Genomic DNA, 24,509 nt, shown 5'->3' with positions numbered 1-24,509 from the left:
CTCCCTCCCCCTTGTGGGGAGGGATAAAGGGTGGGGGTCACTTCAGAGAGACTCCTATCCCATCTTCGTCAACTCCGAATGGCTCTTCAGTGCCCGGCCGCCATCCTCCTGTTCCACCAAATAGGCCGGCTCTTCCTTCGTCGCCTTGCGCTTGATCTTCTCGCCCTTGATCGTGCGCTCGACCTCCGCGGTGAAGCTTTCGGCCACCTTGCCGGTCGCCGTGCCGCTGCCCCACTTCCACTCGACTTTCGTGCCCTTGCGATACTTCATCCCATCGCTCCTTCGTTCGGCGTGAAATGACGTCGGCGGCGATGCGGTTCCAAATGCGCAGGCGCCGTCGATCGTGTATGATGGGGCATTCGAGAGCTGGGGTCGGTATGGCCGGTCCAGCTTGAACGAGGCCCGGCCGCCGGCTCCTTCTCCCGCACTCACTTGCGGAGGAACGAAGCATGGCAAACTTTCATGTCGTTGCAGGCGCGCAGGGCGGCATCGTGCGGCCGCGCATCCGGCGGATCGATATCGGCGAGGTCTTCGGCTGCCTCGGCGCCGGCATCGCGGATTTCCGGGACCGGCCGTCGCATTATTTCTTCCTTCTGATGATCTATCCGATCATCGGCTTTTTGGTCCTGACATGGGCCGCCGGGGCGAACGCGCTGCCGCTGGTCTTCCCCATCATCTCCGGCTTCGCGCTCATCGGCCCGTTCGCCGCGCTCGGCATCTACGAGATCAGCCGGCGCAAGGAGCAGGGGCTCGACACGCACTGGCGCGACGTCCTGGAGCTGCGCCATTCGCCGGCCCTGCCGTCGATCGCCGCGGTCGGGTTCTTCCTGTTCGCCATGTTCCTCGCCTGGCTTCTGGTCGCCCGTGAACTCTATGTCGTGCTGATCGGCACCGCCGCGCCGGCCTCGCTTACCGCCTTCTGGCAGGAGATCGTCGGCACTGAGGCGGGCTGGACGCTGATCGTCGCCGGAAATCTCGTCGGCCTCGCCTTCGCGCTCGTCGTCCTGGCGACCACGGTCGTTGCCTTCCCGATGATGCTCGACCGCGACGTCGGCGCCTATTCGGCAATGGAAACCTCGGTGCGCGCCTTCGCGAAGAACCCGCTGCCGATCCTCGTCTGGGGCATGATCGTCGCGGCCGGCCTCGCCATCGGCATGGCGACCTTCCTCGTCGGGCTGATCGTCATCCTGCCGATCCTCGGCCACGCGACCTGGCATCTCTATCGCAGTGTGGTCGGCATGGGCTGACGGCAAAGGGGAAGGCACGGGCGGTAGCCACGGACTCCTGACAGCCTCCTGTCAGGACGATGCGTCGGAGCCGGCGTAACCCTTTTCTTCGGCGTGGACTCTCTCCATATTCCGGCCATGGCCAAATCCCCCAAGACCGCGCGGCGCAGCCCGATCACCGATTTCATGGACGCGTCGGAGCCGTTGCACGGCTTCGGCGAAGCGCCGCAGGCCGAATTCGAGGGTGAGCCTCTGAAAGGCGGCGTCGCCGACTGGGCGCGGCAGCTTTCGGATGAGGCGGCCAAGCCGTCCGCTGCGGGTCCGACAAAGGCGAAAATCGCCAAGCAACCCGCGGCACGTTCCTCCGCACCGACGCGTTCGGGCCGTGGCACGTCGATGGGTGGCGCGGCATCGCCCAAGGAGCGGGCGGCCGCCGGGCTCAATCCCGTCGCCGGCATGGACGTCAGCCTGGAGGACGCGGCCTCGCTGTCCTCGTCCGGCGTCACGGCCACCGTGGCGGCCCTGTCCGCGCTGATCGAAAGCGGCAACCCGCTGCACAAGAATGGCGAATTGTGGGTCCCGCACCGGCCGGCGCGGCCCGACAAGTCGGAAGGCGGAATCTCCATTTCGATGGAGACCGAGTTCAAGCCGTCGGGCGACCAACCGACCGCCATCCGCGACCTCGTCTCCGGCGTCCAGGAGCATGACCGCACGCAGGTCCTGCTCGGCGTCACCGGCTCGGGCAAGACCTTCACCATGGCCAAGGTGATCGAGGAGACGCAGCGCCCCGCGCTCATCCTCGCGCCGAACAAGACGCTTGCCGCGCAGCTCTATGGCGAGTTCAAGTCGTTTTTCCCGAACAACGCCGTCGAGTATTTCGTCTCCTATTACGATTACTACCAGCCCGAGGCCTACGTTCCGCGCACCGACACCTTCATCGAGAAGGAATCGTCGATCAACGAGCAGATCGACCGGATGCGCCACTCGGCCACGCGTTCGCTGCTCGAGCGCGACGACGTCATCATCGTCGCCTCCGTGTCGTGCATTTACGGTATCGGCTCGGTCGAGACCTATACGGCGATGACGTTCCAGATGAGCGTCGGCGACCGGCTCGACCAGCGCCAGTTGCTCGCCGATCTCGTCGCGCAGCAATACAAGCGGCAGGACATCAATTTCGTGCGCGGCTCGTTTCGTGTGCGCGGCGACACGATCGAAATCTTCCCGGCCCACCTTGAAGACCGGGCCTGGCGCATCTCGATGTTCGGCGACGAGATCGAGACCATCGTCGAGTTCGATCCGCTGACCGGCCAGAAGACCGGCGACCTGAAATCGGTCAAGATCTACGCCAATTCGCACTACGTCACCCCGCGCCCGACGCTCAACCAGGCGATCCGTTCGATCCGGGAGGAGCTGAAGCATCGGCTCGTCGAACTGGAGCAGGCCGGACGCCTGCTCGAGGCCCAGCGGCTCGAACAGCGGACGCGATTCGACCTCGAAATGCTGGAGGCGACGGGCTCCTGCGCCGGCATCGAGAATTATTCGCGCTATCTGACCGGCCGTCGTCCCGGCGATCCGCCGCCGACCCTGTTCGAATACATTCCCGACAATGCGCTCGTCTTCATCGACGAGAGCCATGTCACCGTGCCGCAGATCGGCGCGATGTATCGCGGCGACTTTCGGCGCAAGGCGACGCTGGCCGAATACGGTTTCCGCCTGCCGTCCTGCATGGACAACCGGCCGCTGCGCTTCGAGGAGTGGGATGCGATGCGCCCGCTCACCGTCGCGGTTTCGGCCACGCCCGGCGGCTGGGAGATGGACCAGTCCGGCGGCGTCTTCGCCGAACAGGTCATTCGCCCCACCGGCCTCATCGACCCGCCAGTCGAGGTGCGCCCGGCCAAGAGCCAGGTCGACGACGTGCTCGGCGAAATCCGCGACACGACCGCCAAGGGGTATCGTACGCTCTGCACCGTGCTCACCAAGCGCATGGCGGAGGATCTGACCGAGTATCTGCACGAGCAGGGCATCCGCGTGCGCTACATGCACTCCGACATCGATACCCTTGAACGTATTGAAATTCTCCGCGATCTGCGCCTCGGCGCGTTCGACGTGCTGGTCGGCATCAACCTCCTGCGCGAGGGACTCGACATTCCCGAATGCGGCTTCGTCGCCATTCTCGATGCCGACAAGGAAGGCTTCCTGCGCTCCGAGACCTCGCTGATCCAGACGATCGGCCGTGCGGCGCGAAACGTCGACGGCAAGGTCGTGCTCTATGCCGACCGAATCACCGGCTCGATGGAGCGCGCCATGGCGGAAACCAACCGCCGCCGCGAAAAGCAGCTCGAGTACAATGCCGAGCACGGCATTACGCCGGAGAGTGTGAAGAAGAACATCGGCGACATCCTGTCCTCGGTCTACGAGCGCGACCATGTCCGCCCCGACATCTCGTCCGTCACCAAGGACGGCCAGTTGGTCGGCGCCAACATGAAGGCGCATCTGGAACATCTGCAAAAGGAGATGCGCGACGCGGCCGCCGATCTCGACTTCGAGCGTGCCGCACGGCTGCGCGACGAGATCAAGCGCCTGCGCGAAATGGAACTCGCCATCTCCGACGATCCGCTCGCGCGCGACGTCGAGATGGAAAGCCCAGTCTCGGGCCGCGAGAAGGGCAAGCACAACAAGGGCAAGGCGCGCCATCGCACCGTCGGCGAGGACGGCCAGAGCCTCTTCCGCAAACCCGACCTCGACGAGATGGGGACATCCGGCGACCACGCCCAGCCGGCCGGCTCGACCCTGTTCCGCAAGAACTCGCTCGACGAGATGACCGTGCGCCGCACCGAAAAGCCCGTCGAGGGCCGCATCCCGGTCAAGCCCGCCGACGACCCCAAGCCCGTCAAGCGTGAACGCGCCGGCATCGGCTCCTACGAAGACCCCGCCGACCAGCGCAAGCAGAAGCGCCGCCCGGGCAAGACGGGACGGCCGGGGCGATGATCGGCCGGTCGTGCGTCGAACGAGAAATCGTGTAGGATGCCACCCGATTAGCGAAGATGCGTCAGGATGATCATGACGAAGCTCGAACGAATCGAACGCGAGATTGCCAGTCTTTCGGTGGAAGAACTGGAGCAATTTCGCGCCTGGTTCGCGGCCCATGATGCCGAGGCTTTTGATCGACGCATTGCGGAGGATGCGGCCGGCGGAAAGCTGGATGCATTGGCTGACCTTGCCCTGGCTGAGCATCGCGCTGGCAAGTCGACACGTCTTTGAACCATTTCGCGACGCCCTCGTTCTGGCGTTGTCATGCCGCTTTGCCGGAGCACGTTCGCCTGCTCGCGGATCGGAACTTCGAGCTTCTCAAGTCGGACCCACGCCACCCTTCACTCCATTTCAAGAATGTCGGACGGTTCTGGTCGGTGCGCGTAGGGCTTTCCTATCGCGCGCTCGCTGTGAGGGAGGCGGAGGATTGCGTCTGGTTCTGGATCGGCCATCATGGCGAGTATGATCGATTGCTGGCTTCTTGACGGCCTGTTGCTGAAGTCAGGCGTCAACACTCGAGAAAATCCGGAGATCACGGAATGATCGGCTACACCATGGTCGGCGTGCGCGACCTCGACCGCGCGGCGCGGTTCTACGATCCGCTGTTCGAGGTGATGGGGATCGCGCGCCAGTTCACCGACGAAGAGGCGCTGGCTTGGGGCCATGCGGACGAGACGACCGCACGCTTCATCGCCTGCCTGCCCTTCGACGGCGCGGAGGCGTCGGTCGGCAACGGCACGATGACGGCCTTCCTCGTCGACGGCCCCGAAACCATCGACCGCCTTCACGCACTCGTTCTCGAAAACGGCGGCAGCGACGAAGGCGCGCCCGGCCGCCGCCCGCGCTATGGCGAGGGCTTCTACGGCGCCTATGCGCGCGACCGCGACGGCAACAAGATCGCCTTCGTCTGCTACGACGCTCCGCCTGAGGGGACATCTAAGTGAACCCGGTGAAAAATCCTTAATCCTCCGGCGCTAGGCTCTCCCGCGATATCGGGGGCGACGAGCGGTGCACGAATTCCTGTCGGGCGATTTCGACGAAGCGGAAGCGCTGCGCCTTCGCATGGCCGCGCAGGATGCGATCATCGCCGGGCAGGCGCGCGAACTCGCCCATTTCCGCAAGATCTTCGCCCGCGCCTCGCAGGCCGCGCAGATCGGCGTCTGGGAGTGCGAGCTGGCCGACAATTCGCTGCGCTGGACCGACGTCGTCTACGACATCTTCGATCTGCCGCGCGGCTCGGTGCCGGATCGCGCGGCGACGCTGGCGCTCTATACGGCCGAATCCCGCGCCGAGATGGAGCGGCGGCGCAGCCGCGCCATCGCGGAACGCTCGTCCTTCACCTTCGACGCCGAGATCGTCACCGCCAAGGGCGTGCAGAAATTCATGCGCATCACCGCGCAGGTCGAGTGCGAGCAGGGGGTGCCGGTGCGCATCTTCGGCATGAAGCAGGACATAACCGCCGAAAAGCGCGCCGTCGACCGCCTGCGCCACCTGGCCGCCTTCGACGAGATGACCGGCCTTGCCAACCGCGCGCAGTTCCAGGAGCGCCTGACGGAGCGGGCCGAGGCGGGCGCGCTTGCCGCGTTGCTGCTCATCGATCTCGACGGCTTCAAGCAGGTCAATGACGGCCATGGCCACATGGCGGGCGATGCCTGCCTGCGCGAGGCCGCGGCGCGGCTCCAGGTAACCTGCGCTGCGGCCGATCTCGTCGCACGCATCGGCGGCGACGAATTCGCGGTGCTCGTCGGGGCCGGGGCCAATCTGGAAACCATCGCCGAGCTTGCCCGCGCGATCACCAGTTCCATGGCCGAGCCGTTTCGGCTCGACGGGTGCAGCCACGCGCTCGGAGCCTCCGTCGGCATCGCGCTCGCCGCCGGCGCCGCGCCGGCCGACCTCTTCGTCAGTGCCGACACCGCGCTCTACGCCGCCAAATCAGGCGGGCGCGGCACGTTCCGCATCTTCAAGGGCGAAGCGGCGCCCGGCCGCGACAGCGAAGCCGCCTGATCAGGCGAGCACCGCGGCGAACAGCTCGGGATCGACGTTCCCGCCCGAAGCGACCACCACCACATCGCCGCCCGAAATCATGTCGCAATGGAAGAGCGCAGCCGCCAGCGCCACGGCGCCGCCGGGCTCGACCACGATCTTCAGCCGCGTGAAGGCGAGCGCCATGGCGCGGCGGACGTCGGATTCGGCCACCGCGATGCCCGCGCCGCACAGTTCCTTCATGACCGGAAAGGTCAACCGCCCCGGCTGCGGCGTCACGATCGCGTCGCAGATCGAACTGGCGCCCGGCCGGTTGGCCCGGATCTCGCCCGCCGCGAGCGAGCGCGCCGCGTCGTCGAACCCTTCCGGCTCGCAGGTGCGCACGGTGAAGCCCGGCGCCTCTGCGGCGAGCGCCAGCGCGATGCCCGAAGTCAGCCCGCCGCCGCCGCACGGCACCAGAACCTCGCCGGGCGCAACGCCGAGTTCGGCCGCCTGCGCGGCGATCTCCAGCCCCACCGTGCCCTGTCCGGCGATCACCTCCGGCTCGTCGAAGGGGCGGATCAGCGTCAGCCCGCGCTCGCCCGCCAGCCGCTCGCCGATCGCGTCGCGATCCTCGCTGGCGCGGTCGTAGAGCACCACTTCGGCGCCATAGGCGCGGGTGTTGTCGATCTTCATCTTCGGCGCGTCGGACGGCATGATGATCACGGCCGGCACGCCGTGCATCTGTGCGGCCAGCGCCACGCCCTGCGCGTGGTTGCCGGAGGAAAACGCGATAACGCCGCGCGCGCGCACCGCCTCATCGAGCGCTGAGAGCGCCGACCAGCCGCCGCGAAACTTGAACGAGCCCGTGTGCTGCAGGCATTCCGGCTTCACGAAGACGCGCCGTCCGGCGATCTCGTCGAGGAATTGCGAGTTCAAGAGCGGCGTCCGGCGGGCCTTGCCCTCCAGGCGCGAAGCTGCGGCGCGGATGCGGGAAATATCGGTCATGGCCGCCTTATGCCAAGCCGCGACGCGCGCCGCCAGTCCCTTTCCTCACCCGCGGCCCCTGTAGGTCGGCACGCCCTGTTCGGGCACCCACACATCGGCCGGCGCCGCGCCGGTCTGGTAGAAGACGTCGATCGGAATGCCCCCGCGCGGATACCAGTAGCCGCCGATCCGCAGCCATATAGGCTCCAGAAGCTCGACCAGCCGCTTGCCGATCGTCACCGTGCAGTCCTCGTGGAAGGCGCCGTGGTTGCGAAAGGAAAACAGGAACAGCTTCAGCGACTTGCTCTCCACCAGCCAGTCGCCGGGAATATAGTCGATCACCAGATGCGCGAAATCCGGCTGGCCGGTCATCGGGCAGAGCGAGGTGAATTCGGGCGCGGTAAAGCGCACCGTGTAGCGCGTTCCCGCTTGCGGGTTCGCCACGCGCTCCAGCACGGCATCCTCCGGCCGGGCTGGAATGGCGGCGTCCGCGCCGAGCTGCGTCAGGTTCGAATAGATCGTGTCATGCGCCAAGCGCTTCGTCCTTGTTTTGACCGGGTAGGCTGCGACCGGAATTGCGAAAGGCGCGCGGATAGCAGGGAAGGGCGGCGAGGTAAAGGCGGGGTGGCGGGGCATAATGATGGCTTTCGACGCAGAGTTGGTTGTTGCGCTGGCTGCACCCATCTGTAAGCAGTCATTCACAAGATGAACTGGGCGGTGCTTAGCGGCCCCCAATTTCTGTATTTCAACCAATCGATAGCCGATCCTCAAAACGGCCGCTTGCCGAGCAATCGGGTGCGGGTGTCCTACGCCAGTAACACGTGGACAAGCTATCCCATTTAGTCTGTGGGGTAAGTGAATGCGGTTGTTTTACGGAGCTGCGAAGGCGGTCGTGACGGCAGGAGCAGTGGCCGGAATAGGCGCCACCTTGGTTTTGTGGTCATTGATGACACCAACTATCGCATCCAAGAGAGGCTTAAACCCATCGAAATCTACGTTTGCCTTGTCCTTGGCAACTACTTGCGTAGCGAATACCTTTTTATCGTAATATTTTGTCGGGTCTTTACTGGCGTTGGTGTTGTTGAATGTCTTATCCTCATATGGGGTGGCAAGCAGACTCGGCTCGAACAGCCGTTCAATCGGCGTGTCGATGCCACCTACCTTGGGAACGGGCACAACGTACATATTTTGGCCGAGATAGTACCAGGGTTCGGAGCCGTCGACCTTCTTGCCCGTTTTGGCCTTGACGGCACCGAACAGCTTTTCTGATCCCTCATCGCTATCGCCGATTAAAATGAGAGGGTGGTTGCCACCGCTTTTAAACTTTTTGACGCGCTGAGGGTAGGCGTACGCCAGAACGCCGAGTCCGCCACCGCCGCCGCTCAGTTGCTGAAGTGCGGCTGAAGACCTGGTATACTTGAACAGCTTGACGTTCAATTCGCCCGCTGCCGTCGTCAGCGCCGGGTAGTCTGGTGCCAATCTTTGTATAGCAGCCTTGATATAGATGTTATCCGTCACGCCCTCACAGAGCAGCACGGGCTTTTCGACGCCGTAGAGATCGGCGTAGTCGAGGAACTTCTGGAAGAGATTGGTGCTGGCCCACGGCTTGCCAAGCTTCGGCTTGTCCTCCGTATCATCAGCCGGCGTTTTTGTTTTCGGACCTCTCCCGCGAACCTGATATATATAGGCGAGCCGCCCCCTCAATTTGGTCAGGGGAAACGGTTTCTTGATACTGCCAACCATTGTGAAACACGCCCCATCCATGAACAGGTGATGGCACATAGCTGCCACCATGGCGTAGTAGTCGGCAGGGATGTTGACTTTCTGGTTGACGACGACCCCGGTCACTTCCTGCCGGGACCAGTCCAGCAGCATGCGGGTCTTAACCGGGTTCAATTCGAATCCCGCCCGTCGGATAGCTTTCGCCAGCTTTGGCCCAGCTTCCCATAGATTGATGCTTCCCGGTTCGGGCCGTCCGATGGCAGATGGGAATAGCTTCTCGCTGGTCGAGAACGTGATGTCGTCGGCGTAGCGGGTATAGGTGCAGTTGTACCGTTGCGCTAACTCATTCAGCCGGATGTCGAGAACACTTGCGATGAGGTTTGAGATAACCGGGGAACAGGGGCTTCCCTGTGGCAGTTGGTTATCATGGCAGGCAATCTGCGCGAGGATGGTTGCAACATCCTTGTTCAACTGAAAATCCTTGTGCTTCATGAAGAAGCCGCGGACCCGGCCGAAATTCAGCGTCGGGAAGAAGTCCTTCAGGTCGACGTTGAAGACGTAGCGTCGCTTTCGGTGGTTCTCTCCGTTCGTCATGATGGAGAGCTTTTTCTTGAAACCGTGCGCCAAGATGCAGTCGGCTTTCTTGACCCGGGCCGTTTCCAATGCCTGCTCGACTTCCAACAGATCTTTGGCGAGTCGCTTCTGCACTGCCTTCAGCGCGTGGTGCGGTGCCTTGATGGTCCGGAAACCGCCTGCCTTCTTCGGGACCGTGAATTCCTCGTATTTCGGTTCGAAGCCGGGCTTGTCGAGCTTATAGATGGCGTAGGAGATGTGCGCCGGCATCAAGTCCAAAATCTTGGCCACATCGGTCAAGTTCTTGGCCTTTTTGAAAAGCTCCAATCTCAGGGATACGACGGCTGTCATGGCAAGGCGGCTTGCGGATACTCCTACGCGAATTCGCGTGTCATCGTCATTCAGGTATATGCTGCTCCTCGTCGTGATACTTCGGGAAGCACTAACGCCGTCTTGCTTTCACCTGTGGAGAACCCCCACAGAAAAATCTATCCGCAAGCCAATGCTGATTGAACAAACCGCCGTTCTGTCACGCAAGGGCAGAGGCCCGTTATCAACAGGCTAACGCTAAAGTTGGGCCAAATCGTCCTGCTTATTTTGCGATTCGGTTCATAACTTGGCTTGAAATCGACGCTCCGCTTAAGGCCCTAAAAATCCGAGATCAGACGGATGTCCGCGTTCTAAAATCGCTATCCAAACGCCGACAGGCAGAAAACCATCGCAATGTGGACATTCTCGATCATCCAGGCGAACCGCAAAAAACTTATCCCCACCCCCGCCACCTCTCGTATCATCCCTCCATCGCCCTTGCGGGAACCGGAGCCGGAACCGGGTTTTGGGAGGGCGGCGGTGACTTCCCCCGGAGGCGTGGTTCGCCGAAGGCTCGTGAAGGCACGGAACAGGCCGGCGTGGTGAGGCGCGCGACAAGCGCAACCCGAGCCATGCGGGAAAAGCCGCGGGCGTCCCAAAAGGATCGTCTGTGACCGGCCGAGAGCGTGACAGCCACCGATGGACGGCCGTTCGGGTCGCAATACCAAAAACAAACTGGCGAACCGGACGGCCGCCCGTTTCCCGACCCATCCCGCTCCCGGCTAAAGGGCGCGGCCGCTTTCGCACGCCCAGAGTCCAGCAGAGGAGACATCACATGCACGACGAGCCTTACGACCCGAATAGCTGGGAGCCGCGCGAGGTGCGCATCGCGCGTCATGTCGGCGTGCTGCGCGAGGGGATCGGCGCGCTCGTCGCCGCGCCGCCTTATCCCGAGGCCGAAATCCTCACCGCGTTCCGGCTCAAATCCGGCATGGCCGGGCTGCCGCATTTTTGCCCGCGCGCCACTTGCCGGCGTGCGAACTCCTGCCGCGCGAGCGACATCGAGGCGGGCGCGGCCTGCGGGGCGCAGTTCAGCGCGGAAACCGAGCGCGACTTTCAGGCCATGGTGCTCGGCATCCTGATCGCGTGGCGCGCGCAATGCGCCCGCGCCACGCGCGAGGCGGCGGCGCTTGCCCGCTGGTCCGGTGCCGAAACGAACGCTGCGCCATTGTCGCGGGGAAGGCGGGCAGCTAAGCGGAAGGCATGACCCACCACGACCGGCCGATGCTCGGCATCCTCCTGATGATCGGCTTTTGCGCCATCGCGCCGCTCGGCGATGCGACGGCGAAGATCCTCGGCGACACGATCCCGCTGGTGCAGCTTCTGGCCGTGCGCTTCGCCATCCAGGCCGTCATCCTGCTGCCGATCATCTTTGCCACCGGCATTTCGCTGCGCATGAGCCCCTATGTGCTGCGCATGACCTTCCTGCGCACCGCGCTCCACATCGTCGGCATCGGCGCGATGTTCACCTCGCTGCGCTATCTGCCCTTGGCCGACGCCGTCGCCATTGCCTTCGTCATGCCGTTCATCATGCTGGTGCTCGGCGCCACCATCCTGGGCGAAGAGGTCGGCCCGCGCCGCATCGCCGCCTGCGCGGTCGGTTTCATCGGCACGCTGCTCGTCGTGCAGCCGAGCTTCGCCGAGGTCGGCTGGCCGGCCTTTTTGCCGATCGTCGTCGCCTTCACCTTCGCCTTCTACATGCTGGTCTCGCGGCAGATCGCCAAGGAATGCGACCCGCTGGCGCTGCAGACCATCTCCGGCTTCATCGGCACGCCGGTGCTGGTGCTGATCCTCGCGCTGACATGGGGGCGGACGGATTCGTTCTTCGGCATCGTCACGCCGAACGCGACCGAGACCTGGCTGCTCATCGCCATCGGCGTTCTCGGCACCTGCGGGCATCTGTTGATGACGTGGTCGCTGCGCTTTGCGCCATCCGCCACCGTTGCGCCGGTGCAATATCTCGAAATTCCCTTCGCCACCTTCATCGGCTGGCTGGTCTTCGCCGATTTGCCCAACGGCCTTGCCGCCATCGGCATCGCCATCACCATGGCCGCCGGGCTCTACATCCTCTTTCGCGAGCGGAGCCTCGCCCAACCCAGACCTTCGGAAGCCTAGCTACGCGTCCTCGACATTGATGCGGCGATAGAGCGCCTGCGTGAAGGAATAGGCGGCGAAGGCGAGGAGGCCGATGCCCATCGCGGCGAGCAGAAGGCTTCCGGCGGGCAGCGACTGGACGAAGTCGAGCGCGTCCTTCGAGCTGACATCCTCGCCCGTTCCGCCGCCGCGCCACGCCTGAAGCGCAACGAGGAAGGCGAGGATGGCGAAGACCGCGCCGCGGGCGACCAGCCCCGTCTTGGCGATCGGGTGGATCACCTTCATCTTCGCCGCATCCGCCTCGATGTGGTCGGCATACTTCTCGCGCACCGCCTTGATGACATGCGCGACGGCAGCACCCGCAAGGCATGCGGCGATGACGGCGGAGACGATCCCGGTGCCGACGAAGCCGGCGATGGCGTCGGCGATGCCGCCACCCGATTCACTGTCCGAACTTGTCCCCCTGATCCGCGACGCGGTGTAGAATGCCAGCGTGGAATAGGCGATAGCGGAGGCTATCAGTCCACCGCGGACCGCAAGTCCCTTGGCGTCGGTGCCGTGGTCGTCGGTATCGAAGACGGACTGGATCGTGCGCCAGAGCGCATAGCAGGCAAGGCCGAGAACCAGTATGTAGGCAACCGCGATGCCGAAACCGCTCTCGAGCAGCCGATCGAGCGCATCGCGCGAGCCCATCGTCTCGCCCGACCCGATCGCGGCGGTTGCGGCGAAGAAGCCGATCACCGTGTAGATCAGCCCGCGCGCGGCATAGCCGATCCTTGCGAATGGCCGAAACCATGCCTTTGCCTGGTGCATTCTGCGGGTCCCCCGGTTGGTGTGGATCAGCAATGCGTGATGAAGCGTCCGGTTCCCCGATTAACCATGACATGCGTCGTCGAGGATGTGATCGAACCTGGCATGGAGCGGATCGTTGTCCGGGCCTAGACTGTTCGAAAGCATGGACGAATCATCCCTATGAAATTCCGGTCCACCCTGTCGGCCCTTGCCCTGTCGGCGATGGCGGCTCTCATCGCCGCCGCATTGATCATGCCGCCCATGAGCGATGCCCGCGCCAGCGAAGCCGCCGCGCGATGCGCCGGCTATGCGCGGCTCACGCTGCTGCTCGCCAACGCCCACAAGGCGGAGAATTTCTCGATGCGGCGCTGCATGGACATGATCGGGAAGCGGCAGGGAAACTTCTGACGTTTCGCGGCGTTCGGCCGGCAAGAGCCGTCACGAAAGGGAACGCCATGCCAGCCGCACTCACCGCCTTCGCATTGAACTGCTCCCTGAAGCCGTCGAGCGCCGACGAAAGCTCGTCGACCGACAAGATGCTGTCCGACCTCCTCGACGCATTCGCGCCGCATGGCGTCACTGGCGAGATCGTCAGGGTGCTCGACCATGACATCAAGCCCGGCGTCGAAAGCGACATGGGCGAGGGGGACGACTGGCCGGGGCTGCGCGAGAAGATCGTCACGGCGGACATCTTCATCCTCGGCACGCCGATCTGGATGGGCCAGCCCTCCTCCGTCGCCAAGCGGGTGCTGGAGCGGCTTGACGCGTTTCTGGGCGAGGCGGACGACAAGGGCCGGATGCCGGCGGCAGGCAAGGTGGCGCTGGTCGCCATCGTCGGCAACGAGGACGGCGCGCATCACTGCCATGCGGCGTGCTTCCAGGCGCTGAACGATGTCGGCTTCACGGTGCCGGCCAATGCGGGGTGCTACTGGGTGGGCGAGGCGATGGGATCGGTCGACTACAAGGACCTCGACGAGGTGCCGAAGAAGGTGAAGCAGACGCTGGACATGGCGGCGTCCAACGCGGCCTATCTGGCGCGGCTCTTGAAAGCCGAGACATATCCAGGCGTCGGTTAAAAGCTGAATCAAAACCGTCTGTTAAGGTTTACTGTTTAGCAATCTTCTCAAGACGAGAGGATTTGCGATGCGTATCGTGTTTGTCGCCGTTCTCGTGGCGCTTGGCCTGTCGGCCTGCGCCTCGGCTCCCAGCAACACCACCAATTCATGCTCGATCTTCGCGCAGCGAAGCGGCTTTTTCGAAAACTGGCGGCGCGATGCGCAGCGGGTCGAGCGGGAATATGGCGTGCCGGTGCCGATCCTGATGGCGACGATCTATACGGAATCGAATTTCGAGCCACGGGCGCGGCCGCCCAGAACCAAGCTCTTCGGCGTCATCCCCTGGAAGCGGCAGTCGACCGCATATGGCTATTCGCAGGCGCTGGACGGGACGTGGGAGCGCTACCAGCGCGAGACGGGGCGGTTTGCGGCGCGGCGTACCAATTTCGGCGACGCGATCCATTTCGTGGGCTGGTATCACGACACCAGCAGCCGCACGAACGGCATCGCCAAGACGGACGCGTACAATCTGTACCTAGCGTATTACTCGGGACATGCGGGCTATGCCCGCGGCTCATGGCGCGGCAATGCCGGCGTGCAGCGGGCGGCGCAGCGCGCCACGAACATGGCGAACAGCTATGCCGGCCAGCTACGAGGTTGCTAGGCCCTCAGGCCGGCATCGACCAGGTTGAGATTGTGGCGGGGTCCGCGGCGATAGGCGTCGCGCATCCGCTCCTCGACCGCCGCACGGCGCGGGGTCTCTTTTTCGGACAGTCCCAGTTCCTCGAACACCGCATCGATCGCGTCGCGCAACCGGTTGTCGTCCTGCGTGTCCATATGCCCGGAACGGGCCCGCAAAGCACTTACAGTCATCGTGGCCTCCCGTATCTCGTCGAAATGCGGCCCCGCATTCCGACTGGGCCAGATCTGACGCTGGCCATGAATGATGGTAGTGCGGGCATTCGAAAGGAAAGAGGCGCCTGCGATCACTCTTGCTGCGACAATGAAATGATTGCGCGAGCGACGGCCATTGTCCCTTGACCTTGGGGAAATTTGCACGGCGGCTCTAATTTAGCGAATCACGTTTTTCTGTAGCGCTCAGGCCGCGGCAGCGGCTCTACCTACCGAATTGCGAAATACTGCCAAACGACTGATTTCATAGGCTTTATGGGAAAAGCGGCTGAGGCTCCATTGCGAGATGCAGAGCCTCTCCCTTCCATGGGTTCGCCTCCGCGACGGCCTCGTCGAGCTCGACGCCAAGCCCAGGTTCCTTTGACGGGATGACCCAGCCGTCCTGCCAGTCGATCTTTCTGGTCAGGAGTTCAGCATGGAAGCCGTCCCATGTCCGGATCGATTCCAGGATCAGAAAATTGGGCAGGGTCGCGGCAAGCTGGATGTTGGCGGCGCCGACGATCGGGCCGCAATAGCAATGCGGGGCGATCTGGATGTGGTACGCCTCGGCCATGGCGGCGATCTTCTTGGTCTCCAGAATGCCGCCGGAGCGGCCGAGGTCGGGCTGGAGGATGGAGGCGGCGCGGTGCTCGATGACGCGTGCGAACTCCCATTTGGTCGTCAGCCGTTCGCCGGTGGCGATCGGGATCGAGGTGGAGCGTGCGACCTCGGCCATGACTTCCGGCATGTCCGGCGGGACTGGCTCCTCGAACCAGAGCGGGTCGTAGGGCTCGATCGCCCTCGCCATGCGCCGGGCGCCCGAGGCGGTGAACTGGCCATGCGTGCCGAACAGGATGTCGGCGCGGGTGCCGACCGCCTCGCGGATCGCCTTGACCATGCGCGCCGACAGGTCGATGTCGATCAGGCGCGGCTGGTGGCCGTCGAAGGCGGTGTAGGGGCCGGCGGGGTCGAGCTTCACGGCATTGAAGCCCTGTTCGACATACTGCAGCGCGCATTCGGCGGCGAGGTCGGGATCGTTGTAGACGTTGCGGTCGGCGTTGTCGGCTTCGCTCGGGTAGACGCTGCCGGTCTGCGGATAAAGGTAGGTGTAGGAGCGCAGGCGCTCGTGAACCTGCCCGCCGAGGAGCTTGTAAACGGGCTTGTTCGCTTCCTTGCCGACGATGTCCCAGCACGCCATCTCGAGCGCCGAGACGCAGCCCATCATCGAGATGTCGGGGCGCTGCGAGAAGCCGGAGGAATAGGCGCGGCGGAAGAAATTCTCGATGTCGTGCGGGTCGGTGCCGACGAGGTAGCGCTCGGCGACGTCCTCGATCATCTTCGCGGTGAGGTGGGGGCCGAAGGTGGCGTTGTAGGCCTCGCCATATCCCTTGACGCCGCTGTTCGTGGTGAGGCGGACGAAGATGAAGTAGCGGCCGCCGATGTGGGGGGGCGGGTTGCCTACGACCCAGGTTTTGACGTCGGTGATTTTCATGGTTGGTCCTTTGCTCGGTCTCGGCGCGGGTGAAGCACCCCCACTCCGGCCCTTTGGGCCACCTCTCCCCCTGCCCGGGGGAGAGGAAACACTGCCGCAGCGGCTGCGCTTAATCCAGCTTGGGTTCCTCTCCCCTTTTGAGGGGGAGAGGTGGCCCGAAGGGACGGAGTGGGGGTAAGCCTCGACATCAACCCAAATCCTCCAGCACCATCTCCGCCCCCTTCCACCCCGTCATGATCGCCGCCGCATTCGTGTTGCCGCCGACGACGCTCGGGAAGATCGAGGCGTCGATGACGCGCAAGGCTTCGATGCCGTGGACCTTGAGGCGGGGGGAGACGACGGAGGTGGTGGGGTCGGGGCCCATGCGGCAGGTGGAGACGGGATGATAGACCGTTCCGGAGCGGCGGCGGAAGTCGTCTATTAGGGCTTCGTCGCCCTGGATGGAGGGACCGGGGAGAACTTCCTCGGCTATCAGGCCGCGCATGGCGTCGGTGTTGGCGAGGCGGCGGAGGAATTTCACCGCGGCGAGCATTTCCTCGACGTCGTGGTCGGTCGAGAACGCGTTGGCGACGATCTTCGGGTGTTCGGCCGGATCGGCGGAGCGGATCATGATCTCGCCGCGGCTGGTCGGACGGCAGTTTGATAGGCCGATGGAGAAGCCCGGCCACGGATCGGGCGAGAGGATCGGCCGCTCGCCGGGACGCGGCAGGACGGTGGAGAAGGCCTGGAAATAGAGCTGCATGTTCGGACGGTCGAGGTCCGGGCGCGTGCGGAAGAAGCCGCCGCCCTGGTTCATGGACATCGACAGCGGGCCGTCGCGGGTGAGCAGATAACGCGAGCCGGCGAGGAGCTTGCCCCACCATGGGCGAAGCAACTGGTTGAGGGTCTTTTCGCGCGCCTTGAAGGTGTAGTTGATGCCCTGATGGTCCTGAAGATTGCGGCCGACATGGGGGGTGTCGCGGCGGATTTCGATGCCGAGTGCGCGGAGGTGATCGGCGGGGCCTATGCCGGATAGCTGGAGCAGTTGCGGTGAATTGACGGAGCCGCCGGCGACGATCACTTCGCGTCCGGCGCGCGCTTCGATCCTGCGGCCGTTCTTCAGATATTCGACGCCGATGGCGCGGTTGCCTTCGAAGAGGATGCGGGTTGCGAGTGCGTGAGTCTCGACGCGGAGGTTCGAGCGATTCATCGCGGGGCGCAGGAAGGCGCGGGCGGCGGACATGCGGCGGCCGTCGCGGGTGGTGATCTGGTAGATGCCTATCCCTTCCTGACTTTCACCGTTGAAGTCCGGATTGGCGGGAAGGCCGAGTTCGATGCCGGCGGCGATGTAGCGGTTGGTCAGCGGATGGACGTGGCGCGTCAGGTCTGTGACGTGGATGGGGCCACCGCGGCCGCGGAAGGCGTCTTCGCCGGCTTCGTTGTCCTCGATCTTGCGGAAGCTCGGGAGCACGTCCTCATAGCCCCAGCCGGGATTGCCGGCGTCGCGCCATTCGTCGAAATCGGAGCTGTGGCCCCTGATCCAGACCATGGCGTTGATAGAGCTCGATCCGCCGAGAATCTTGCCGCGCGGCCAGTGGTCGGCATTGCCGCCAAGGCCTGGATCGGGTTCGGCGCGGTAGTTCCAGTTGACGCGCGGGTCGAAGAAGGTCTTGCCGTAGCCGAGCGGCATCTGGACGAAGAAGCGGCGGTCCGACCCGCCGGCTTCCAGCACCAGCACCGAGTGACGGCCCGAGGCGGACAGGCGCTCGGCGACGACCGATCCGGCCGAGCCGGAGCCGATGATGACGAAATCGAAGCTTTGCGCGGAGGAAGGAATGTCGAGGCCTCGCCGAATGGAAGCCGGAGCTTAGCCGGAGCGGGAGGTGAGGTCGCAACGGCTTCCGGCATGGCTTGTGGATTTTCCGACCGGGCGTTACGGGAATACGACATCACATATGAGGGGACAGGCCATGAATCGCAGCGACGTCAATCCGGTGGGCGAACTGACGCTGCGAACGCTCGCCATGCCCGCCGATGCGAACGCCGCCGGCGACATCTTCGGCGGCTGGGTGATGGCGCAGATGGATCTGGCCTGCGGCATCCGCGCCGCCGAGCGGGCCAAGGGCCGCGTCGTCACGGCGGCGGTGAAGGAAATGTCTTTCGCCAAGCCGATGAAGGTGGGCGATACGCTGTGCATCTATATCGACATCACCAAGGTCGGCCGCTCGTCGATGACGTTGCGCGTCGAAGCCTGGGCGCAGCGCTATCTTTCGGACCTCATGGAGCGCGTGACGCATGCCGATTTCGTCATGGTCGCGCTCGACAACGACGGCAAGCCGAAGGCCGTTCCGGCTGAGTGAAGTCCTTCGCAGGCTGATTCCGGGGACCGGCTCAAGCTGCTGAAATGCGGGCCATTTCCGGGTTCGCCGCGTCGAAGGCCGAGCGGGCCGCCTCCACCTTGCCGCGATTGTCGCGCGCCCATTCGCCGAGCGCGCGGACGGGCACCAGGAGGTCGCGGCCGAGCGGTGTCAACTCATAATCCACGCGCGGCGGAATGGTCGGATAGATGGTGCGCGTGACGAAGCCGTCGCGCTCCAGCCCGCGCAGGGTGGTCGTCAGCATCTTCTGCGAAATCGAGCCCAGCATGCGGCGCAATTCGGAGAAGCGGTGCGGGCCGTCGCCCAGCGTTTCGATCACGAGCACCGTCCACTTGTCGCCGACGCGCGACAGGATACCGCTGACGGCGCGGCACGTGTCGGTCTCGTGCAGGTGACTGAGTGTCAATGAAGTGCCTCCTTGTGAAGCGGTATGTCGGTCACTTATGTAGTGTCGGTATCGAAAAGATACCAAGTTTCCGACAACAGGAGTTTCTCATGGCCAAGCCAAAGATTGCAATCGTCATCGGATCGACCCGGCCGGGCCGTTTTGGCGACAAGCCCGCCGCGTGGATCAAGGCGCTGGGCGACAAGCGCAGCGACCTTTCCTTCGAAGTCGTCGACCTGCGCGACTATCCGATGCCGCTTTTCGACGAGGAAGTCTCGCCCGCATGGGCGCCGTCGAAGAACGAAGTGGCGCGCAAGTGGCAGGACAAGATCGCCGAATATGACGGTTTCATCTTCACCGCGGCCGAATACAACCATGCGCCGACGGGCGTCCTCAAGAACGCGCTCGATTATGCCGCTGCCGGCTGGGTCAACAAGCCTGCGGCCTTCGTCGGCTATGGCGGCGTCGGCGGCGCGCGTGCGGTCGAGCAGCTTCGCCTGATCGCGATCGAACTGCAGCTCGCGCCGGTCAAGACCGCCGTTCACATCATGTGGTCGGTGATGATGGAAGCCCGCGACGGCAAGGACCTCGCCGAGTTCGGCTACCTCAATGACGGCGCCAACGGCATGCTCGACCAGCTCGCCTGGCTGGCAAACGCGTTGAAGGCGGCGCGGGCCGCAGACGAGAAGGAAGCGAAGGCCGCCTAAACCTCCGACACGACCCGGGCGGCGAGGACCTTGTCGATGCGCCGCCCGTCCATGTCGACCACCTCGAAGCGCCAGCCGAGCGCTTCGACCTTTTCGCCGGTTTCCGGCAGGTGGTTGAGATGGGAGAGCACGAAGCCCGCCACCGTCTCGTAGGGACGACGGTTGGGCAGTTTCAGGCCCAGCGCCTCGGCCATGTCGTCCGCCGGCATCCAGCCCGACAGCAGGAACGACCCGTCGTCGCGGGCGACCGATGCCGGTTCTTCCTCCGAGGAATCGATGCGGAAGACGCCGGCGATCGCCTCGAGAATGTCGGTCGGCGTGACGAGGCCTTCAAAATTTCCGTATTCGTCGTGGACCAGCGCCATCGGGATGTCCGCCGTGCGCAATGTGGCGAGGACGTCCAGCGCGTCGGTGTAGTCGTGGACGATGGGCACCTGCCTGACGATTGCGCGCAGGTCGATCTCCTGACCCGACAGAAGATGCGAGAGCACATCGCGCGAGCGCACGATGCCGAGCATGCCGTCGATGCCGTTTTCGGCGACGGGCAGGTGCGAGTGCTGCGTTTCGATGAGCTTGCGGCGTACGATTTCGGCCGGGGCGTCGACATCGAGCCAGTCGACGTCGAGGCGCTGGGTCATGATCGAGCGCACCGAGCGGTCGGCGAGGCGCATGACGCCGGCTATCATCTTTCGCTCGTCGGTCTCGATGACGCCGGAGCTTTCGGCCTCGGCCATCAGCGCATTGATCTCCTCGTCGGTGACCTTCTGGCTGTCCTCGGAATCCTGACCGAGCAGCTTCAGCACCGTCTTGCCCGAGACGTCGAGCAGCCAGACCAGCGGCAGCGCGACGCGTGACAGGAGCTTCATCATCGGCGCGACCCTGACGGCCACGCGCTCGGGGTTCTTCAGCGCGATTTGCTTGGGGACGAGTTCGCCGATGATCAGCGAGCCGTAGGTGATGAGCGCGACGACGATGCCGACGCCGAGCGGGTTGGCCGCGGAAGCGGGCAGGCCGGCGTCGAGCAGCCAGGAGGACAGGCGAAGACCGAGCGTGGCGCCGGAAAAGGCGCCCGACAGGACGCCGACGAGTGTGATGCCGATCTGCACGGTGGAGAGGAAGCGGCCGGGATCGGAAGCGAGGCGGATGGCGCTGCGGGCGCCGGAGACGTTCTCGTCCGCCATCGCCCTCAGGCGGGCGGGGCGGGACGACACCACGGCGAGTTCCGACATGGCCAGAACGCCGTTGACGCAGATGAGGACGACGACGATCGCGATTTCGATTGTGAGCATGATGCCTTGCTCACTACCAAAGCGCGCGCTCGGGCGCGAGAGGCAAAATCAGCGGCAGGCGACGTAGCCGTTGCGCCGGCCCTTCAAATCGAAATGGAAATGGTCGGCGTGGGCGGCGTTGTAGCCGGGGCCGAGGACCGTGGTGAAGTAGGAGCAGCCGCCGCGGCGCACGTTCTTCAGAAGGCTCTTTTCGCGGAAGGCGAACCAGCCGGGCTTGCGTACGTCGATGTCGCGGCCGCTGTTGAGTTCGATGCGCATGACGTCGAGCGCGTTGCCCTTGGAATGCTCGGAGGCGGTGTTGGTGCCGGCGATGCGGCGGCACGAATAGCTGGAGCCCTGATGGATCGTCTTGACGCCGGAGAGGTATTTCCAGCGGGCGGACGGGGCGAGTTCGTTGCGGGTCCAGGTCGCGAAGGCGAGGGCCATCTGGCAGTTGAGCGTGGCGGCCGGCTGCATCCTGATGTTGCCGGCAAGGCTCGACACCTGGATCGGATGATCGATGCGGCAGGAGCCGCCCTCGTTGATCGGCGCGAGATCGCGATAGGTGACACCCATGCGGCGCAATTGCTGCCGGCACTGGGCTTCGGCGGCCGGCATCGTCATGCCCTGCGGCGCGGAGGGCTGGTTGAGGCGCGGATAGCCGACCATCATGGGATTGGACGGAACGAGGCGCTGCATTCCCGACGAGGAAGCGACGGGCGCGCGCGGCGTGACGGATGCGATGGAGGAGGTGTAGCCGACATCGGCGCGCGGTTCGGGCGACATGACGTCGATGACGGAACAGGAAGTAAAGGCAATGGCGCCTGCTGCAATCGCGAATACGCTCGCGACGGCGCGGACCCTGCCCGGCAAATACGCGCCGAACGCTTTACGCATGATACTGAAACCCGTCTTCCTGTCCCGTCGGAATCGAAGGTAAGCAAAAAGGGTAAATGAAATCTGGCGGACGGCGTTAACGGGCGAGGTTCAGCGGCAATAGGTCGAGCCGTTGGAGCGCTCGGCGAGGTCGAAATGGAAATGGTCGGCATGGTCGGCGTCGCTGCCGGGGCCGAGGACGGTGGTGAACGGCCCGCAGGCCGATTTGCGCATGGCGGCGAAGAACGTCGCTTCGGGCGAGCCGCGCCGGTAGGCGCGCACGTCGATGCGGCGCTCGTCCTCCAGAACGACCGCGCCCCAGTCGAGCGCATTGCCGAAGGCGTGCTCGGACAGTTTGCGGGTGCCATGTCGGGGACGGCAGACATAGGCGGAGACCTGATTGACCGCAGCGATGCGCGAGGACAGATGGCGCGCCGCCTGCTGCTGCGCCTGATCGCGCACGAAGCGGGCATTGGCCTCGGCGATGGCGCAGTTCATGACGCCTTCCGGTTCCAGCGCTACACCGCCGCCCAGCGAGGAAACGGTAAGCGGGTGGGCGATCTCGCAACCCTCGGGCTCGGATTGCGGCGGATGTTCAGCAAAGGCGACGCCCAGTTCGCGAAGCCGCGCGCGGCAGGCGATTTCACCGGACGGCATCGCGGTCGATCGGCGTGAACGAGGTGTGTCAACTGGCGTCTCATCGGCGATCGACGCGTCCGGCTCCGGTCTCTGCGGCGCATCGGGGCGGGGCGAGGGCAGGGGCGCTGCTTGCGTTTCGGGCAGTTCCTGCGGTTCGTCCGCAACCCCGCCACTCTCCTGTGGGTCCGCCGGTTCGCCGGCGCTCTCAATATCCTCGGTTTGGGGGACGTCGGGCTCGCGCTCGTCTTCGGGCAGTTCCTGCGGAACGGGCGCCGCGTCGGGCAGATCGACCTCGCCGCCTTGCTGCGCGAAGGCAGACGCGGACAGGAGCATGAGGGCGGAGAAAACGGGGATCAGAAAAGGGCGCATCGCGACGACAACGCATCGGCGCGGCGAGCGATGCCGCACGGCCCCTCAATTTTGGTGTCGCAATTTATTCAGGCGCCGATCTTCTCCAAGCCTTCTTCCAGCCATTCGCCGAGCATCGGCATGCCGAGAAGATAGGTGGATACGCGCTTGTTGATGCGCGGGCGTGCTTCCGCGACCGCCTGATCCCATTCGCGCGCGTCGAAATCGCCGCGGCCGATGAACATGATGGCCAACAGGTCCGCCGCCTCGTCGACGTTCAGATCCTCGATCAGGGCGCGCAGTTCGGATGCGGTGAGGTTCTGCTCTTCCTCTTCGGCCAGCCCGTCATGCGCGTGGCGATCGCGCGACTGGTCGTCGAGTTCGACCTCGTGTTCGTGGCCGGCGTCGTAATCGTCGTTGAGGGCGGCGGAGATGGCGCGCGCCTTGAGAACGAACTGGCGCACCGTTTCGGGATCGATCGTCAGATCGAATTCAGGCTGCAAGCGCTGCTGCACATTCGCTCTCCCAGACATGGCAGGCACTATAGCAGCATCGCGGACGGGTTCCACAAGGCGGGAATTGACAGACGTCCGGTTCGGGCGGAAAGCAGGCGCTCCTGCAACCGGTTCCCGCCCCGATGTCGTTCATCCTTTCCGCCAAGGTCCTGCCGATCCTGCTGCTCGTCGCCTCGAACGTCTTCATGACGTTCGCGTGGTACGGGCACCTGAAATACAAGGCCGCGCCGCTCTATGCCGTGGTGATGATCTCCTGGTTCATCGCATTCTTCGAATACTGGCTGGCGGTGCCGGCCAACCGGATCGGCCACGAGGCCTATTCGGCGGCCCAGTTGAAGACGATGCAGGAGGTGATCACGCTTTGCGTCTTCGTGTTGTTCTCGGTCTTCTATCTGAAGGAGGCGATCACCTTGAACCATGTCGCCGGTTTCATCCTGATTGCGGCAGGGGCCGCGCTCATCTTTCGGTCGTGATCTGGCGCAGGACGCCAGAATTTGCGTGAAAATCGGCAATCGATTGCTATATTGTCGGGATCAGGGATTTGGACGGTTCGTTAGCCGAGGCTGCCGGGCCGTCCTTTTGCGTTAATCCCCGCCGTCGAAAAAGAAAACGAAACGACAGGAATTACGACGAAAGGTCGACTGAAATGAACAAGGTCCCGATGACCGGCCCCGGTTTCGAATCGCTGAAGGAAGAGTTGCGCTGGCGCCAGCAGGAAGAGCGGCCGCGCATCATCGAGGCGATCTCCGAAGCGCGCGCCCATGGCGACCTCTCGGAAAATGCCGAGTATCATTCCGCCAAGGAAGCGCAGAGCCTCAATGAAGGCCGCATCAACGAACTCGAAGACCTGACCGCGCGCGCCGAAGTGATCGACGTGTCGAAGCTGTCGGGCGACACGATCAAGTTCGGCGCGACCGTCGTCCTCGTCGACGAGGACACCGAGGAAGAAAAGACCTACCAGATCGTCGGCGACCAGGAAGCCGACGTGAAGGCCGGCCGCATCTCCATCTCCTCGCCGATCGCCCGCGCGCTGATCGGCAAGGGCGTGGGTGATGAGATCGAGGTCAATGCGCCAGGCGGGGCGCGTGGGTATGAGATCGTGAAGCTGCGCTGGGCTTGAGTGCCGAGATCTGAAATGGCGGTGGGGGTTTTGGGTCGATTCTTTTTGAAGTGACCCCCACCCTTTATCCCTCCCCACAAGGGGGAGGGAGGCGTCGGCGT

Annotated in this window: 28 protein-coding genes; 15 read left to right on the top strand and 13 right to left on the bottom strand. The window is 64.2% G+C overall.

All coding sequences use genetic code 11. The annotated features are described in order from the left end of the window. Window positions 1-54 precede the first annotated feature (54 nt). Window positions 55-270: a DUF2945 domain-containing protein gene (locus ALII_RS0119510; protein WP_024588896.1), complete on the bottom strand. Its 216-nt coding sequence runs from the start codon at window positions 268-270 to the stop codon at window positions 55-57. 179 nt (window positions 271-449) lie between these two features. On the opposite strand from ALII_RS0119510, the gene ALII_RS0119505 reads away from it, so the two are divergent. The 6 genes from ALII_RS0119505 to ALII_RS0119480 all read left to right on the top strand — a co-directional run bounded on the left by ALII_RS0119505 (window position 450) and on the right by ALII_RS0119480 (window position 6,260). Next, window positions 450-1,247: a DUF2189 domain-containing protein gene (locus tag ALII_RS0119505; protein ID WP_024588895.1), complete on the top strand. Its 798-nt coding sequence runs from the start codon at window positions 450-452 to the stop codon at window positions 1,245-1,247. Between the two features lie 117 nt (window positions 1,248-1,364). Continuing rightward, on the top strand, window positions 1,365-4,214 hold the full coding sequence (gene uvrB / locus ALII_RS0119500; RefSeq protein WP_024588894.1) for an excinuclease ABC subunit UvrB: 2,850 nt from the start codon (window positions 1,365-1,367) through the stop codon (window positions 4,212-4,214). 66 nt (window positions 4,215-4,280) lie between these two features. Next, window positions 4,281-4,487, top strand: coding sequence for a hypothetical protein (locus ALII_RS0119495; RefSeq protein WP_348265989.1), 207 nt, complete (start codon window positions 4,281-4,283; stop codon window positions 4,485-4,487). After that, a complete protein-coding gene (locus ALII_RS23205; protein ID WP_081719055.1) occupies window positions 4,484-4,741 on the top strand; it encodes a hypothetical protein in 258 nt (85 codons plus the stop codon). Before ALII_RS0119495 ends, ALII_RS23205 begins: the two co-directional genes overlap by 4 nt. A 54-nt stretch (window positions 4,742-4,795) precedes the next feature. Next, window positions 4,796-5,200: a VOC family protein gene (locus tag ALII_RS0119485; protein WP_024588892.1), complete on the top strand. Its 405-nt coding sequence runs from the start codon at window positions 4,796-4,798 to the stop codon at window positions 5,198-5,200. Between the two features lie 64 nt (window positions 5,201-5,264). After that, window positions 5,265-6,260: a GGDEF domain-containing protein gene (locus tag ALII_RS0119480; RefSeq protein ID WP_024588891.1), complete on the top strand. Its 996-nt coding sequence runs from the start codon at window positions 5,265-5,267 to the stop codon at window positions 6,258-6,260. On the opposite strand, the gene ALII_RS0119475 is transcribed toward ALII_RS0119480, so the two are convergent. The 3 genes from ALII_RS0119475 to ALII_RS0119465 all read right to left on the bottom strand — a co-directional run bounded on the left by ALII_RS0119475 (window position 6,261) and on the right by ALII_RS0119465 (window position 9,851). After that, window positions 6,261-7,226, bottom strand: a complete 966-nt coding sequence (locus tag ALII_RS0119475) for a threonine/serine dehydratase (RefSeq protein WP_029660740.1) — start codon at window positions 7,224-7,226, stop codon at window positions 6,261-6,263. 45 nt (window positions 7,227-7,271) lie between these two features. After that, window positions 7,272-7,739, bottom strand: coding sequence for a preQ(1) synthase (gene queF / locus ALII_RS0119470; RefSeq protein WP_024588890.1), 468 nt, complete (start codon window positions 7,737-7,739; stop codon window positions 7,272-7,274). Window positions 7,740-8,075: 336 nt separating this feature from the next. Then, window positions 8,076-9,851, bottom strand: coding sequence for a retron Ec67 family RNA-directed DNA polymerase/endonuclease (locus tag ALII_RS0119465; protein ID WP_024588889.1), 1,776 nt, complete (start codon window positions 9,849-9,851; stop codon window positions 8,076-8,078). Between the two features lie 793 nt (window positions 9,852-10,644). Between ALII_RS0119465 and ALII_RS0119455 the strand changes: the two genes are divergently transcribed. Then, a complete protein-coding gene (locus tag ALII_RS0119455; RefSeq protein ID WP_024588888.1) occupies window positions 10,645-11,076 on the top strand; it encodes a hypothetical protein in 432 nt (143 codons plus the stop codon). Then, a complete protein-coding gene (locus tag ALII_RS0119450) occupies window positions 11,073-11,984 on the top strand; it encodes a DMT family transporter (protein ID WP_024588887.1) in 912 nt (303 codons plus the stop codon). Before ALII_RS0119455 ends, ALII_RS0119450 begins: the two co-directional genes overlap by 4 nt. On the opposite strand, the gene ALII_RS0119445 is transcribed toward ALII_RS0119450, so the two are convergent. Further along, entirely contained in the window at window positions 11,985-12,776 is a 792-nt protein-coding gene (locus tag ALII_RS0119445) for a DUF1206 domain-containing protein (protein WP_024588886.1), read from the bottom strand. Between the two features lie 159 nt (window positions 12,777-12,935). Between ALII_RS0119445 and ALII_RS0119440 the strand changes: the two genes are divergently transcribed. The 3 genes from ALII_RS0119440 (at window position 12,936) to ALII_RS0119430 (ending at window position 14,474) form a co-directional block, all read left to right on the top strand. After that, window positions 12,936-13,163 carry a hypothetical protein gene (locus ALII_RS0119440; RefSeq protein ID WP_024588885.1) on the top strand — a complete coding sequence of 76 codons (228 nt, stop codon included), beginning with the start codon at window positions 12,936-12,938 and terminating at the stop codon, window positions 13,161-13,163. A gap of 47 nt (window positions 13,164-13,210) precedes the next feature. Continuing rightward, window positions 13,211-13,831, top strand: a complete 621-nt coding sequence (locus tag ALII_RS0119435; RefSeq protein WP_024588884.1) for an NAD(P)H-dependent oxidoreductase — start codon at window positions 13,211-13,213, stop codon at window positions 13,829-13,831. Window positions 13,832-13,898: 67 nt separating this feature from the next. Then, the gene (locus ALII_RS0119430; RefSeq protein ID WP_024588883.1) at window positions 13,899-14,474 is read left to right on the top strand and encodes a transglycosylase SLT domain-containing protein; all 576 of its coding nucleotides are present in this window, start codon (window positions 13,899-13,901) and stop codon (window positions 14,472-14,474) included. On the opposite strand, the gene ALII_RS22560 is transcribed toward ALII_RS0119430, so the two are convergent. The 3 genes from ALII_RS22560 to ALII_RS0119415 all read right to left on the bottom strand — a co-directional run bounded on the left by ALII_RS22560 (window position 14,471) and on the right by ALII_RS0119415 (window position 18,009). Further along, a complete protein-coding gene (locus ALII_RS22560) occupies window positions 14,471-14,683 on the bottom strand; it encodes a hypothetical protein (RefSeq protein ID WP_152529695.1) in 213 nt (70 codons plus the stop codon). The genes ALII_RS0119430 and ALII_RS22560 overlap by 4 nt on opposite strands. A gap of 292 nt (window positions 14,684-14,975) precedes the next feature. After that, the gene (locus ALII_RS0119420) at window positions 14,976-16,193 is read right to left on the bottom strand and encodes a mandelate racemase/muconate lactonizing enzyme family protein (protein WP_024588882.1); all 1,218 of its coding nucleotides are present in this window, start codon (window positions 16,191-16,193) and stop codon (window positions 14,976-14,978) included. A 187-nt stretch (window positions 16,194-16,380) separates the two neighbouring features. Next, complete coding sequence (locus tag ALII_RS0119415) at window positions 16,381-18,009, bottom strand: GMC family oxidoreductase N-terminal domain-containing protein (protein WP_029660738.1); 1,629 nt, start codon at window positions 18,007-18,009, stop codon at window positions 16,381-16,383. 133 nt (window positions 18,010-18,142) lie between these two features. On the opposite strand from ALII_RS0119415, the gene ALII_RS0119410 reads away from it, so the two are divergent. Then, on the top strand, window positions 18,143-18,532 hold the full coding sequence (locus tag ALII_RS0119410) for an acyl-CoA thioesterase (RefSeq protein ID WP_024588880.1): 390 nt from the start codon (window positions 18,143-18,145) through the stop codon (window positions 18,530-18,532). Window positions 18,533-18,563: 31 nt separating this feature from the next. Here the strand turns inward: ALII_RS0119410 and ALII_RS0119405 are convergent, their stop codons facing one another. Further along, on the bottom strand, window positions 18,564-18,956 hold the full coding sequence (locus ALII_RS0119405; RefSeq protein WP_024588879.1) for a helix-turn-helix domain-containing protein: 393 nt from the start codon (window positions 18,954-18,956) through the stop codon (window positions 18,564-18,566). An 89-nt stretch (window positions 18,957-19,045) separates the two neighbouring features. Between ALII_RS0119405 and ALII_RS0119400 the strand changes: the two genes are divergently transcribed. Then, window positions 19,046-19,642: an NAD(P)H-dependent oxidoreductase gene (locus ALII_RS0119400; protein ID WP_024588878.1), complete on the top strand. Its 597-nt coding sequence runs from the start codon at window positions 19,046-19,048 to the stop codon at window positions 19,640-19,642. Here the strand turns inward: ALII_RS0119400 and ALII_RS0119395 are convergent. From ALII_RS0119395 to ALII_RS0119380, 4 genes are all read right to left on the bottom strand, one after another. Next, window positions 19,639-20,931 (bottom strand): hemolysin family protein, encoded by a 1,293-nt coding sequence (locus tag ALII_RS0119395; protein ID WP_024588877.1) that lies wholly within the window; start codon window positions 20,929-20,931, stop codon window positions 19,639-19,641. The genes ALII_RS0119400 and ALII_RS0119395 overlap by 4 nt on opposite strands. Before the next feature lie 48 nt (window positions 20,932-20,979). Further along, window positions 20,980-21,807, bottom strand: coding sequence for an extensin family protein (locus ALII_RS0119390; protein WP_024588876.1), 828 nt, complete (start codon window positions 21,805-21,807; stop codon window positions 20,980-20,982). 90 nt (window positions 21,808-21,897) lie between these two features. Next, window positions 21,898-22,794 carry an extensin family protein gene (locus tag ALII_RS0119385; RefSeq protein WP_024588875.1) on the bottom strand — a complete coding sequence of 299 codons (897 nt, stop codon included), beginning with the start codon at window positions 22,792-22,794 and terminating at the stop codon, window positions 21,898-21,900. A 68-nt stretch (window positions 22,795-22,862) separates the two neighbouring features. Continuing rightward, the gene (locus ALII_RS0119380; RefSeq protein WP_024588874.1) at window positions 22,863-23,288 is read right to left on the bottom strand and encodes a DUF3775 domain-containing protein; all 426 of its coding nucleotides are present in this window, start codon (window positions 23,286-23,288) and stop codon (window positions 22,863-22,865) included. Window positions 23,289-23,410: 122 nt separating this feature from the next. On the opposite strand from ALII_RS0119380, the gene ALII_RS0119375 reads away from it, so the two are divergent. Both ALII_RS0119375 and greA read left to right on the top strand, forming a co-directional pair. Beyond that, the gene (locus ALII_RS0119375) at window positions 23,411-23,761 is read left to right on the top strand and encodes a DMT family protein (RefSeq protein ID WP_024588873.1); all 351 of its coding nucleotides are present in this window, start codon (window positions 23,411-23,413) and stop codon (window positions 23,759-23,761) included. Between the two features lie 173 nt (window positions 23,762-23,934). Continuing rightward, the gene (gene greA, locus ALII_RS0119370) at window positions 23,935-24,408 is read left to right on the top strand and encodes a transcription elongation factor GreA (RefSeq protein WP_024588872.1); all 474 of its coding nucleotides are present in this window, start codon (window positions 23,935-23,937) and stop codon (window positions 24,406-24,408) included. Window positions 24,409-24,509 lie beyond the last annotated feature (101 nt).

The organism is Aliihoeflea sp. 2WW, assembly GCF_000497755.1.
GTDB lineage: Bacteria > Pseudomonadota > Alphaproteobacteria > Rhizobiales > Rhizobiaceae > Aliihoeflea.
This window is presented reverse-complemented; position numbering and strand designations above follow the sequence as displayed.

What these genes read in the sequence shown, in the direction of transcription:
- ALII_RS0119465 (WP_024588889.1), bottom strand. Translation starts at nt 9,851, where the DNA reads ATGACAGCCGTCGTATCCCTGAGATTGGAGCTTTTCAAAAAGGCCAAG.
- ALII_RS22560 (WP_152529695.1), bottom strand. Translation starts at nt 14,683, where the DNA reads ATGACTGTAAGTGCTTTGCGGGCCCGTTCCGGGCATATGGACACGCAG.
- ALII_RS0119395 (WP_024588877.1), bottom strand. Translation starts at nt 20,931, where the DNA reads ATGCTCACAATCGAAATCGCGATCGTCGTCGTCCTCATCTGCGTCAAC.
- uvrB (WP_024588894.1), top strand. Translation starts at nt 1,365, where the DNA reads ATGGCCAAATCCCCCAAGACCGCGCGGCGCAGCCCGATCACCGATTTC.
- ALII_RS0119375 (WP_024588873.1), top strand. Translation starts at nt 23,411, where the DNA reads ATGTCGTTCATCCTTTCCGCCAAGGTCCTGCCGATCCTGCTGCTCGTC.
- ALII_RS0119400 (WP_024588878.1), top strand. Translation starts at nt 19,046, where the DNA reads ATGGCCAAGCCAAAGATTGCAATCGTCATCGGATCGACCCGGCCGGGC.
- ALII_RS0119450 (WP_024588887.1), top strand. Translation starts at nt 11,073, where the DNA reads ATGACCCACCACGACCGGCCGATGCTCGGCATCCTCCTGATGATCGGC.
- greA (WP_024588872.1), top strand. Translation starts at nt 23,935, where the DNA reads ATGAACAAGGTCCCGATGACCGGCCCCGGTTTCGAATCGCTGAAGGAA.
- ALII_RS0119455 (WP_024588888.1), top strand. Translation starts at nt 10,645, where the DNA reads ATGCACGACGAGCCTTACGACCCGAATAGCTGGGAGCCGCGCGAGGTG.
- ALII_RS0119420 (WP_024588882.1), bottom strand. Translation starts at nt 16,193, where the DNA reads ATGAAAATCACCGACGTCAAAACCTGGGTCGTAGGCAACCCGCCCCCC.
- ALII_RS0119510 (WP_024588896.1), bottom strand. Translation starts at nt 270, where the DNA reads ATGAAGTATCGCAAGGGCACGAAAGTCGAGTGGAAGTGGGGCAGCGGC.
- ALII_RS0119505 (WP_024588895.1), top strand. Translation starts at nt 450, where the DNA reads ATGGCAAACTTTCATGTCGTTGCAGGCGCGCAGGGCGGCATCGTGCGG.
- ALII_RS0119475 (WP_029660740.1), bottom strand. Translation starts at nt 7,226, where the DNA reads ATGACCGATATTTCCCGCATCCGCGCCGCAGCTTCGCGCCTGGAGGGC.
- ALII_RS0119495 (WP_348265989.1), top strand. Translation starts at nt 4,281, where the DNA reads ATGATCATGACGAAGCTCGAACGAATCGAACGCGAGATTGCCAGTCTT.
- ALII_RS0119485 (WP_024588892.1), top strand. Translation starts at nt 4,796, where the DNA reads ATGATCGGCTACACCATGGTCGGCGTGCGCGACCTCGACCGCGCGGCG.
- ALII_RS0119435 (WP_024588884.1), top strand. Translation starts at nt 13,211, where the DNA reads ATGCCAGCCGCACTCACCGCCTTCGCATTGAACTGCTCCCTGAAGCCG.
- ALII_RS0119430 (WP_024588883.1), top strand. Translation starts at nt 13,899, where the DNA reads ATGCGTATCGTGTTTGTCGCCGTTCTCGTGGCGCTTGGCCTGTCGGCC.
- ALII_RS0119445 (WP_024588886.1), bottom strand. Translation starts at nt 12,776, where the DNA reads ATGCACCAGGCAAAGGCATGGTTTCGGCCATTCGCAAGGATCGGCTAT.
- ALII_RS0119385 (WP_024588875.1), bottom strand. Translation starts at nt 22,794, where the DNA reads ATGCGCCCTTTTCTGATCCCCGTTTTCTCCGCCCTCATGCTCCTGTCC.
- ALII_RS0119440 (WP_024588885.1), top strand. Translation starts at nt 12,936, where the DNA reads ATGAAATTCCGGTCCACCCTGTCGGCCCTTGCCCTGTCGGCGATGGCG.
- ALII_RS0119390 (WP_024588876.1), bottom strand. Translation starts at nt 21,807, where the DNA reads ATGCGTAAAGCGTTCGGCGCGTATTTGCCGGGCAGGGTCCGCGCCGTC.
- ALII_RS0119410 (WP_024588880.1), top strand. Translation starts at nt 18,143, where the DNA reads ATGAATCGCAGCGACGTCAATCCGGTGGGCGAACTGACGCTGCGAACG.